11 protein-coding genes are annotated in these 10,211 nt (G+C 68.9%); 7 read left to right on the plus strand and 4 right to left on the minus strand.

The features are described from left to right. Positions 1 to 32: 32 nt before the first annotated feature. Both ACNFOC_RS22170 and ACNFOC_RS22175 read right to left on the minus strand, forming a co-directional pair. Positions 33 to 980, minus strand: a complete 948-nt coding sequence (locus ACNFOC_RS22170) for a substrate-binding domain-containing protein (protein WP_416960832.1) — start codon at positions 978 to 980, stop codon at positions 33 to 35. Between the two features lie 617 nt (positions 981 to 1,597). Next, positions 1,598 to 2,869, minus strand: coding sequence for an MFS transporter (locus ACNFOC_RS22175; protein ID WP_416960833.1), 1,272 nt, complete (start codon positions 2,867 to 2,869; stop codon positions 1,598 to 1,600). A gap of 526 nt (positions 2,870 to 3,395) precedes the next feature. On the opposite strand from ACNFOC_RS22175, the gene ACNFOC_RS22180 reads away from it, so the two are divergent. From ACNFOC_RS22180 to ACNFOC_RS22210, 7 genes are all read left to right on the plus strand, one after another. Continuing rightward, positions 3,396 to 3,518, plus strand: coding sequence for a hypothetical protein (locus tag ACNFOC_RS22180; protein WP_416960834.1), 123 nt, complete (start codon positions 3,396 to 3,398; stop codon positions 3,516 to 3,518). Positions 3,519 to 3,648: 130 nt separating this feature from the next. Further along, positions 3,649 to 3,984, plus strand: coding sequence for an amidohydrolase family protein (locus ACNFOC_RS22185; RefSeq protein ID WP_416960835.1), 336 nt, complete (start codon positions 3,649 to 3,651; stop codon positions 3,982 to 3,984). 104 nt (positions 3,985 to 4,088) lie between these two features. After that, entirely contained in the window at positions 4,089 to 4,802 is a 714-nt protein-coding gene (locus tag ACNFOC_RS22190) for a GntR family transcriptional regulator (protein ID WP_416960836.1), read from the plus strand. A 45-nt stretch (positions 4,803 to 4,847) separates the two neighbouring features. Continuing rightward, on the plus strand, positions 4,848 to 6,431 hold the full coding sequence (locus ACNFOC_RS22195) for a carboxylesterase/lipase family protein (protein WP_416960837.1): 1,584 nt from the start codon (positions 4,848 to 4,850) through the stop codon (positions 6,429 to 6,431). Between the two features lie 529 nt (positions 6,432 to 6,960). Continuing rightward, positions 6,961 to 7,236 (plus strand): hypothetical protein, encoded by a 276-nt coding sequence (locus ACNFOC_RS22200; protein WP_416960838.1) that lies wholly within the window; start codon positions 6,961 to 6,963, stop codon positions 7,234 to 7,236. Between the two features lie 336 nt (positions 7,237 to 7,572). Further along, positions 7,573 to 7,884: a hypothetical protein gene (locus tag ACNFOC_RS22205; protein WP_416960839.1), complete on the plus strand. Its 312-nt coding sequence runs from the start codon at positions 7,573 to 7,575 to the stop codon at positions 7,882 to 7,884. A gap of 21 nt (positions 7,885 to 7,905) precedes the next feature. After that, positions 7,906 to 8,922: a S66 peptidase family protein gene (locus ACNFOC_RS22210; RefSeq protein ID WP_416960840.1), complete on the plus strand. Its 1,017-nt coding sequence runs from the start codon at positions 7,906 to 7,908 to the stop codon at positions 8,920 to 8,922. On the opposite strand, the gene ACNFOC_RS22215 is transcribed toward ACNFOC_RS22210, so the two are convergent. After that, positions 8,862 to 9,263: a helix-turn-helix domain-containing protein gene (locus tag ACNFOC_RS22215; protein ID WP_416960843.1), complete on the minus strand. Its 402-nt coding sequence runs from the start codon at positions 9,261 to 9,263 to the stop codon at positions 8,862 to 8,864. The two genes, ACNFOC_RS22210 and ACNFOC_RS22215, sit on opposite strands and share 61 nt — an antisense overlap. Then, entirely contained in the window at positions 9,248 to 9,745 is a 498-nt protein-coding gene (locus tag ACNFOC_RS22220) for a hypothetical protein (RefSeq protein WP_416960841.1), read from the minus strand. The genes ACNFOC_RS22215 and ACNFOC_RS22220 overlap by 16 nt, the downstream gene beginning before the upstream one ends. Positions 9,746 to 10,211: the final 466 nt, after the last annotated feature.

Genomic DNA, 10,211 nt, shown 5'->3' on the forward strand with positions numbered 1-10,211 from the left:
GGGCGTGTGGGCGGCGGATCAGTGGGCCCGGCTCATGACTGCGCCACGTACTTCGTGAAGTCGGCGAACAGCGACTCGGCCGTCATCGCCGAGCGGATGACCTCCTGCTCGCGGGCGTAGCGGATCGCGGTGTCCAGGGTGGCGAGGAGGGTGTCCGTGACGCCGTACTGGACCACCGCCTCACGGACCGTGCTGGGCGCCGGCGAGCGGGCGAGGTCGATGCTGCGCGTCATGGCCCGGTAGATGGCGCGGACGGCGTCGGGCCGTTCCTCCAGCAGGTCACGGCGGACGACGGCGAGGTGGTTGACCGGGATCCAGCCGTGCTGCTGGAAGTGCTGTTCCTGCCGCGCCTTCCAGTCCGGGATCAGCGGCACGAGGCCGTCGACGTGGTCCGCCGAGCGTGCGCCCATCACCACGGCCGCGAGATCGCCGGCGCGCAGCAGGTCCACCAGCTTGGCGTCGGTACGCTCGACGTTCGCGGGTTCCTCGGCGGAGGCGACGTGCGGTCCCTCGGTCGTCACCCAGGAGATGTCCTGGGAGGCGACACCGTAGGTGTCGCTCAGCATGCCGCGGACCCACAGGCCGGTCGTCTGGCTGTAGGCGCGGACACCGACGCGGCGCCCGCGCAGATCGGCCGGGGCGAGTGTGCCTTCCCAGGCCGAGATCGAGCGGTGGTGGTAGTTGCCGTGCAGCACCACCGGCAGGGCCACCACGGGCCGGCCGGCCTCGACCGCCTGCAGGAGGGTGGCGACGGCGAGCTCGCTCACGTCGTAGCGCAGCTCGCGCACCATCGGGGCGAACGCCCGGTGGATGGGCTCCACCTCCACGAAGTCGAGCTCGCACCCCTCGGGTGCCACCGTCCCGTCCTTGAGGGCGCGGGTGTGGGCGTAGTCGCGGACCGCGACCTTGAGCGGATCCACGCGAGCACTCCCGCCCCGGCTGCCCCGCACATCGGCGTCCGTCGAGAAGGAACTGTTCATCGGTCTCCTCCGAGATCTTTGAAAGTGCACTGGCTGGTCGGCGCATCCGTCTCAACGGACTTCTCCGCGGGGAAGGGAAGTGGGGGAAGCCCTGCTGCACGCCAGCGGTGGCCGTCATCTGCAGCGGTGAGTGGCTCCCGAACTACGACGGTGGCTCGACCGGATGTACCCGTTGGCGGATGTACCCGCTGGCGTATCGGTGTCGGCTGAATTCATCTGTGGATGCCGCTTAGTCGACCTTGCATGAAGCCGAGATTGTCGGACAAGCAGTGACGGGAACGTAACACCGCCGACTTGGGGCTGCAAGAAGTCTGCAGGAATAACATTCGTTTCCTTGACATCTCGGGTCGGTTCCTCGCCGGATTGTTGGACAACAACGGGGCGAGGGCTGCGGCGCGCGACTCGGTGCAGGCGGCGTGAAACCGCTGTTGTGGTCCGCTGTACCGCGCCGCGGGCGACCAGGTCCGGCCGCTTGCGGACAGAGCGGCGCGCAGTCGTCATCCGGCAGGAAGCCGGGGCACGGGGCGGCTGCAGGTGAGGGCGGCGTCGACGAGGGGGCCCTCGCAGCGCGCGGCTACTGCGCCACCACTCCTGCACGAATACCCAGGACTGGAGCCCTACACGGCGCGGTCCCTCGTGGACCGCATCAGCACCGCCACGCCGACCCCCGCCGCGGCCAGTCCGCCCACCAGCAGCGCGCTGCGGGCACCCCAGGCCGCGCCGATCGCCCCGACCGCCGGGGCGCCGAACACCGTGCCGCCCAGCCAGCCGATCGACCAGATCGACATCACCCGCCCCTGCATGTGCGGCACGGCCTCCAACTGCATCAGCGTCTTCGCCGACGAGTTGAACGTGATCGATCCCGAGCCCACGAACACCAGGAGCACCAGTGCCGTCGGCAGGGCCGGCGCCAGCGCTGCGGCGCAGATCAACGCCCCCCAGATCACCGCCGACCACGACAGGGACCGCGTCCCCAGGCGCCGGCGCCGGCGCATCGCCGCGAATCCGCCGACCACCCCGCCCACGCTCATGCACGCCATCGCCGCCCCGTACGCGGCGGGCCCCGCGCCGAACCCGGACGTCGTCAGCAGGGGCAGGCTCACCGGAAACTCCCAGGTGAGCATCCCGGTCACGTAGACCATCGCCATCGGATACAGCAGCTGCGGCGTGCGCCGGATGTAGGCCAGACCGGCCCGGATCTGCCCGCCGGCCCGCTCCGCCCGCTCGGTGGGATGCATCTCCCGCGTGCGCAGCATCAGCAGGCTGACGATCACGGCCACGAACGACACCGTGTCCAGCGCGAAACAGGGTGTCACCCCCAGGGCCGCGATCACGACACCCGCCAGCCCCGGACCCACCAGCTTCGCCGTGTTGACGAACGTCGAGTTGACGGCGATGGCGTTGGGTAGGTGCTCGCGGTCCACCAACTCGCTGATCAGGCTCTGTCGGGCCGGGTTGTCGAAGACGTTGGTGAAGCCCATCGCCAGCATCAGGGCCAGCAGTAGCGGCAAGGTCATGACGTCCGCCCAGGACAGCACCGTCAGCAGTGCCGCCTGCACGGCGGAGCACACCTGGGTGAGGGTGAGCAGGCGCCGGGTGTCGTGCCGGTCCACCACCAGGCCGCCCCAGGCGCCCAGCAGCAGGAGGGGCAGATAGCGGGTCCCGGTCACTACGCCCAGCAGCGTCCCGCTGTGGGTCAGCTGCAGCGTCAGCCAGCCCACCGCGATGTTCTGCATCCAGTTCCCGACCACCGACGTGGTCTGGCCCAGCGCGTACAGCCGGTAGTTCCTGATCCGCAGCGAAGCGAAGGCGCCCATGCGCCCGCCGGTACCGGCCTCGGCCGCATCCGGCACGTCCGGCAGCCGCCGGCCTCGGCGGATGCCGGTCACCGGAGCGCTGCGGCTGACCGGCCGCGCCCGCCGTCCCGCCCCGGTGTCTGGCGGTCGACGGCCGTGACGGCCGGCCGTTGATCGGGCGCTGTGCACCGAAGGCTTTGTGTCTGCATCTGGATCTCCGTTCCCGGGCCGGAGCACGGAGCCATCCCCGAGTCCGTGGCCAGGCGTCAAGGTCCGTAGTAGTGGAGAGTTCTATTGGTTGTCCAACAATCCTTGAGAGTTTGACCTTGGCTCGTTGGGGCGTGGAAGGTTTTTCCTGCACCAATCTTGTCGGCGTGGGTCGGCGATGTTACGTTCCCATCACCAGTTGTCAGACAATGTCTGTGGCGGACGGTGTTGCGAGCAGATGAGTCGACACAACGGATGCAGCCGTCCAGGCGCCCGACGGCCTCGGAACGAGCCGTCGTCCAGGACATCAGCCACAACGACACGGCTCCCACGAGCGCCATCAGCGGCGCGAGCGCACGGCCTCCTGCCCTGTCAACCAGCGGGAGGGCACAGGAGACGAATATGCCGATGAATGAGTTCCACTCGCACAGCGAAGCCCTACGTCGCGCACATCACGCCCGAGCTCCCTGGAAGGTGTCGGCTGGCGATCGAGGGCGTCTCGCTCCAGGTCGAGCGCGGCAAGGCGGTCGCCTGACACGGCCGAACCACCCGCCACCCCAGGCCGTCGTCATTCCCCTGACGCCACGCCCGCCGAGTGAGGTTCACAGTTTTGATATCGATCACGGAAGAGATCGCCGTACCCAGTCCTCCTGAACGCGTCTGGGATGTCATCTCCAACCCCGCGGACGTCGTGTCCTGCATCGGCGGTCGCGGCACTCGCCGTACACCCGGGCCTGCACCTCAAACTCACCCACCGCAACCTCGAACGACTCCGCGACGCCGGCGAGCAGGCCGACGACTTCCTCGGACCGGTCATCGAGGCGTTCGGCGCGGGACGGATCGCCTGGGGATCGAACCTGCCCGCGGCCGAACAGTCCCTGCCCGAACTCCTGGCCCTCGCCGAGGAGTTGCTCGCCGGGCTGCCGGAGCGGGACCGCCAGGAGATCCTCGCGGGCACGGCCCGGCGGCTGTACCCGGGACTGACCGGTGACCGCAGCTGACCCTCCGGCCACCACCGTCCCGTTGAGAGCGACGGTGTGCCGCGCGTCGGCGATACTCCGGCCAGCAGTTGTCCTTTCCAGTAGACCCACGGGGTGATCCAAAGGTGGATTCCAATGGCTTCGACGAGGCGGACGGCGGCCGCACGGCGGCCACCCGTCAGAGTCAGGCGTACGACGGGCTGCGCTCGCTGCTGCTGTCGGGCAGCGTCGAGCCCGGCGCCCGGCTCACCGAGGCCGACCTGACCAGGATGTTCAACGTCTCGCGCAGCACCATGCGGGCAGTCCTGGTCCAGCTGACCCAGGAGGGCTACGTCACCAGCGAGGTCAACCGCGGTGTCCGCACCCGCAGCTTCACGGTCGAGGAGGCCGCGGACATCCTGGAGGCCCGCGAGACATTGGAATCCGCCCTGGCCGGGAAGGCCGCTGAGCGTGCCACCAATGAGGAGATCGCCGAGCTGCGCCGCACGTTGGAGACGATGGAGGACTGCAAGGCCCGAGGGGACCAGGCGGGCTACTCCAAGGGCAACCGCCGCTTCCACCAGCAGGTCAAGGCGGCCGCACACCAGCACACCCTGGCCAAGGCCTTCGACACCCTGCTCTACCCCCTGGTGATGCGCCAGTACCGCAACCTCTCCGCACCGCACCCACGCACCGGCTCGCTGGAGGAGCACCAGGCCATCCTGCTGGCCATCGTCACGCGCAACCCCCAGGCGGCCGCCGCCGCCATGCGCCACCACGTTGCCTCCGCCCGGCAGGCACTGCTGCTGCACGCGCAGCAAGAGCACGCCGACGCTCCCAGTGACGCCCCCTCACGCTGACGAACTGCTCGCCACTGATCAGAAAGAGACCTCATGCTCCAGCCAGTGAAGACTGAACCGGGCTTGGTGGAGGGCATACCGGGACGGGACCGCGCAGTCACGGTATTCCGCGGCATCCCCTACGCGGCACCCCCGGTCGCGGAGCTGCGCTGGCGGCCACCACAACCCCCGGCGTCCTGGCCTGAGGTGCGCACGGCGAACACCTTCGGCCCCGTGGCCCCACAGGCGCCCGGACCCGAACTGGACGGGCTCGACCTGCCGATGAGCGAGGACTGTCTGTACCTCAACGTCTGGACCGGAGCGCCCGCCGCCGACGAGCCGCCGCGTCCGGTGCTCGTGTGGATCCACGGCGGCGGCTTCCGCGTCGGAACGGGCGCCCACCTGCGCTACGACGGTGAGGCACTGGCCCGCAAGGGCGTCGTGGTGGTCACCTTCAACTACCGCCTGGGCGCGCTGGGTTTCCTGGCCACGCCGGAACTGAGCGCCGAGTCCGCGCACGGTGCCTCCGGCAACTACGGGATGCTCGACCAGATCGCGGCGCTCGAATGGGTGCGGCGCAACATCGCCAACTTCGGCGGCGACCCCGAGCGGGTCACGATCGCCGGGCAGTCGGCCGGCGCCGGATCGGTCAACTTCCTGGCCATGTCACCGCTGGCCAAGGGACTCTTTCATCGCGCCGTCGCGCAGAGCCACGCCCGCCACTTCCGTGACCCGGAGCTGCGGTTCCTCGCCTCCTCCTACCGCACCCTGGACGGCGCCGAGACCGCCGGCACCCGGTACGCGGCCGAACGCGGCGCGCGGACCGTGCAGCGGTTGCGGTCGCTGCCGTGGCCCAGGCTCGTCGAGGGCAACGCCTCCGCCGTCGACAGTGCCGCCGACACCGGCGGCCCGGCCAAACCGCCGCTATTCCGACCGGTCGTCGACGGCTGGGTCATCCCCAGCGGCTACGCGGATACGTACGCCCAGGGACGACAGAACGACGTGCACTACCTCGCGGGCAACAACCTCGACGAGAGCGGCGCGGTGCCCGAGAGCACCTTCGCGCTCTACCGGACGGCGGGCCGCAGGACCTGGCGCCCGGGCGCGCCGCCGGTCCACGTGACCCTGGAGGCGTTCGTCGCCGCGTCCCGCGAGAAGTTCGGCCCGATGGCGGAGGAGTTTCTACGGCTCTACCCGGCAACCACGGACGACGAGGCCGGACGTGCCCACTGCGCCGCGGTGCGCGACAACGCCCGGATCTCCACCTGGCTGTGGGCGAAGGACTGGACCGCCCACGCTGGCCGGTCCGTGTACACCTACTTCTGGACCCACGCCTCCCCGGTGATGGGACAAAAGCCCCGCCGCGCCTCGCACGGCTCGGAGATCGACTTCGCCTTCGGCAACCTCCACCCCGAACACGGCGACTGGAGCGACCGGGATTGCGCCGTGACGGAGACCATGAGCGCCTACTGGGCCAACTTCGTGGCCACCGGCGACCCCAACAGCCCCGGCTTGCCACACTGGCCGGCTTGGTCGGCCGAGTCACCGACGGTCATGGAACTCGGCAGCGGCTTCGGCCCCGTCCCGCTGGCGGAGACGCCCCGACTCGACTTCTGGAACCGCTTCTTTCTTACGCAGCAGGCGTGGTGACGACAGAACCTCGGATGTCACATGGCATCCTGACCGCCCCCATCGTCGGCAGAAGGCCGGGATGCCGAGCCGTTGACCACTGCGGTGAACGGCATCCTTGAGACCACGGTGGCGCTGTCCCTGCTGTTCTTCGACCACGGCGCCCGATCGCTGTCGCTGTGACGGGGCGACGTTCGTGGTCTTCCCGCTGCGCTTGCGGCGGTGAGAACGGAAGCTGATGGAGAACGTCCAAGCGAGCGGTCGCCGGCACCATCCGCAGAGGTAAGCGGCCAGCCCGACCCTGGTCCCTTGCCGTGGGGTGGAAGAGGGACGCCCCGCTGACGGTGCCGGGGTGTCTGGTGTCATCGCCCCAACCGAGGGTGCGCACCACGAGCTGATGCCCCTCTTCTGCAGATGTGGCCCCACCGCGCCCGGACAAACACGCCCTCACGCGCTTTGCCCTGACCGGCCAGAGAAAGCATCCGAGACACCAGACCAAGACGTAGCGCCTGCCCCCGCTATCGAACAGGAGAGGAGTGTGGCCCCGCCCATGAGCAGATCCACGCGCATCAAACGTGACGAACACCCGGTCCGACAGGCCGCCGCACCGGCTGGATGCTCCCGCAGCACCGCCCTACGCACCCTCGTCGGGACCGCAGCCACGGCTACCCGGGCTGTCCTTGACATCCTCACAGCGAGCGGCTTCGACGACTTCGGTGCCGGCTACGGCCCGGGCATATGCCTGGTGTTCTCCTCCGTAGACAGCCCCGCCACTGTCTACGGCCTCGCCTTGAAGCACGTGCCGGCCCGCCACCACGACGACTGAAAGACGCGGTGCCTACCTTCTCCCTGGTCGCCAGCGTTCCTCGGGCGCCCCACGTCCGGCCAAAGACGCAGGCTGGGGGAGGGGCGGGGAAGTGCTGGAGCGGTCGGGTCATCGGCCGAAGATTGGGCAAGTCGCTGCCCGGCTCCGAAACTCGCTGCTTCGGCCTCTTTGACGCAGCCCCGCCGGACCCATCGTTTGCTGCGGCAGCGCCCCCAGATACCCGCTCGAGTAGGAATAGGGTTTAGATGGACAAACTATCGCTTTTCTTTCCCTCCCTATGCGGATAGGCGGGCGAGCAGTGTGAGACCGTTCTCGAAGCGCAGTGTGGTCGGTCAGATGTTCGCATTGCAGGTGGCGATCGTATTGCTGCTGACAGTGAGCGCTGTTGCGTGGATGGCACTGATGGACCGGCGTCACGCCCACAGTGCCGCTGCCGGCCAATCACTCGGGGTCGCGCTGAGCTTTGCCAATGCTCCCGGCATGATGACCGTATTGAAGTCCCCCGATGCGACGGCAGCTCTGCAACGGCGGGTCGATGCCATCAAGGCGAGCTACGGCGTCGGGCTGCGCGGTATTCCAACGCCGATCACGGATTGCAGGGTGGGTATGCAGGCAGGGCTGGTCGGTAAATGCGTCGCATGCTGCTGAGGCGGTCGGGATACTCGCTCGGTGACGGAGACTGCACTGCCTCAACCGCTTCGACCTCTTGCCCTGAAGCCCGGAGATCTCGTCGTGATCGCATCGCTGTCCGGTCCGCTCCATGCCGCTTACGAGCCCGACCTCAAGCAGGCGGTGGTCGTGCTTGAGCGAATGGGATTCCGCGTGCGTCGGGCACCGCTATGCGAAGCAGGGCGGCACCGTTGGTGGAGCGCGGCTACGCCGGCCGAGATCGCCGGGGAATTCAATGCTCTTCTGCGTGACCCTGAGGTGCGCGCCGTCATCGCGCATGACGGCGGCCAGACGGCACTCGGCTACCTCGACCTGATCGACTTCGAGGCGGTCACTGCTGACCCCAAGCCGATTCTCGGCTACAGCGACATTTCGCTGCTGCATCTGGTGCTGCATGCACGCACGGGTCTGGTCGGGTTCCATGCCGACGTGGCCACCCCGGGGCTCGGCGGGCACTGGCAGGCGGCGCCCGCAGCACGCCAAGCGGTGCTGGAGAAGCTCTACTTGAGGCTGCTGACCGGTACGGAGCCGATCGGTGCGCTGCCGACCACCGCGTCGTGGGAATGCTGGCGTGCAGGTCGCGCCGAAGGCCGACTGATCGGCGGGCTGCTCAACCGCATCGTGCTGGCACAGGCGACTTCGTACGCGCTGCCGCTCGAACAGTTCGACGGCGCCGTGCTGTTCTGGGAGGAGGCGGGCAGCCACGCATCGCATGTGTGGAGCTATCTGCAGGTACTGCGGCACGCCGGCATCCTCGACCGCATCGTCGGCATGGTCGTGGGCATCCCGACCGCGATCGACGGACTCGACTCGCCCGACACGTCCCCGACCCTGCAAGAGGTGGTCCTCGACGTCCTCGGCGACCGTGACATCCCGGTCCTGGGAAACGTCGAGTTCGGACACGCCGGCCCGAATCTGCCGATGCCGGTCGGCATTCGCGTCGGCCTCGACGCGTATCAGCGGACCTTGTCGCTGCTTGAGCCGGCGGTACGCCCGCTTCGTGGCGCCGGGGAGTGACGGACGGTGGTGCTGCGGTCGGCTGCTCGGGCGGCGAGGTAGGCGGTCCAGTCGGTGAGCGCGCGGGAGCGCCATCGCGTGACGGTGTTGAGGTGGAGGCCGAGCAGGGCTGCGAGGACGGCCGGAGGCATGTCCTGGGCGAGTTGGACGAGGGCGGTGGCTCGGGCGGGGCGGCTGGGGATTCCGTGGTCGGTGAGGCGGCGGGCCAGTGTGGTGCCTGTGATGTGACGGCCTGGCTCGGCTGCGGGGAAGAGCCAGCGGTTGGGGTAGTTCGTTGCCCAGCCCGGTGGCCGCGGCTGGTCGGCGAACTCGCTCAGGAGCCGGGTCAGGGGGGCGGGCAGACGGAGGGGGCGCGGTCCAGGACGAGGACTGTTTCCTGATTCCGCACGGCCATGGCGTCGGCAGGCAGCGCGGCGATCCGGGTGACTTCCTGCCCGAAGAGGAAGAGGACGGCGCCGGAGCAGCGGACGTCGAGCGGCAGGGCTGTGTCGGTCAGACACTGGTGGAGGATCTCCCAGTGGGAGTCCTCGTCCAGCGAGATGGGGTCCGGCCTTGGACGCAGGGGGACCACGAGGTCCCGGCCGTGGCCGCGGCGTGCTGCCCAGACGAGGAAGTCGCGGACCTCGTAACGGGTGCTGCGGTCCGCCGCCAGCCACTTGTCGACCTCGTGCTGGGTAACCTCCGACAGGTCCAACCCCGCCGCCTGCATGGTGCCCAGGAAATCCGCGGCGACGTTGATTCGCGTCTGGGCCCAGCGCAGCCGGTTGGCGAACGCGTAGGCGCGGTGGCTGCGGCGGCGGACTCGGGGGAGGAGGAATTCCAAGCCGCCCGGGCCACCAACCGCGAACTCATGGCGCAGTTGAACAGGGTCGAGGGCCCGTCAACACCGCAGCAGAGATAGGGCGCGCCGCATCGCTTCGCCTCGAAGCTCCGGGTGAACGCCCGTCACGCGACCACGCTCCTGCGGGCCCTGCTCGTCCTGGCGAACACCGAAGTCCGGCGGTGACAAACTATCTCCCGCTCACGCCCTCTGCCGGCAGAGCACCCCGCCCCGGAGCCGCACCGGACCCCATGACCCGCACCTTCAGGTTGAAACGGCCTCATTGGACGCCCGCGGTATGTGTCGTCATTCGATCGATTGACGACATCCCACGGGCATGCGGATGGTGTCCCGCCGAGTGGTGTAGTCACTGGTCGAGCTGATTCGGTTTCTGCTGTGGTGGAAGCTGGGGATCGTCCTCGGTCGGTTGCGTCGTGAGGAGTTCGGCCATGGAGGCTTCGGAGAGGTA

Source organism: Streptomyces colwelliae, assembly GCF_048158785.1.
Taxonomy (GTDB): Bacteria; Actinomycetota; Actinomycetes; order Streptomycetales; family Streptomycetaceae; genus Streptomyces.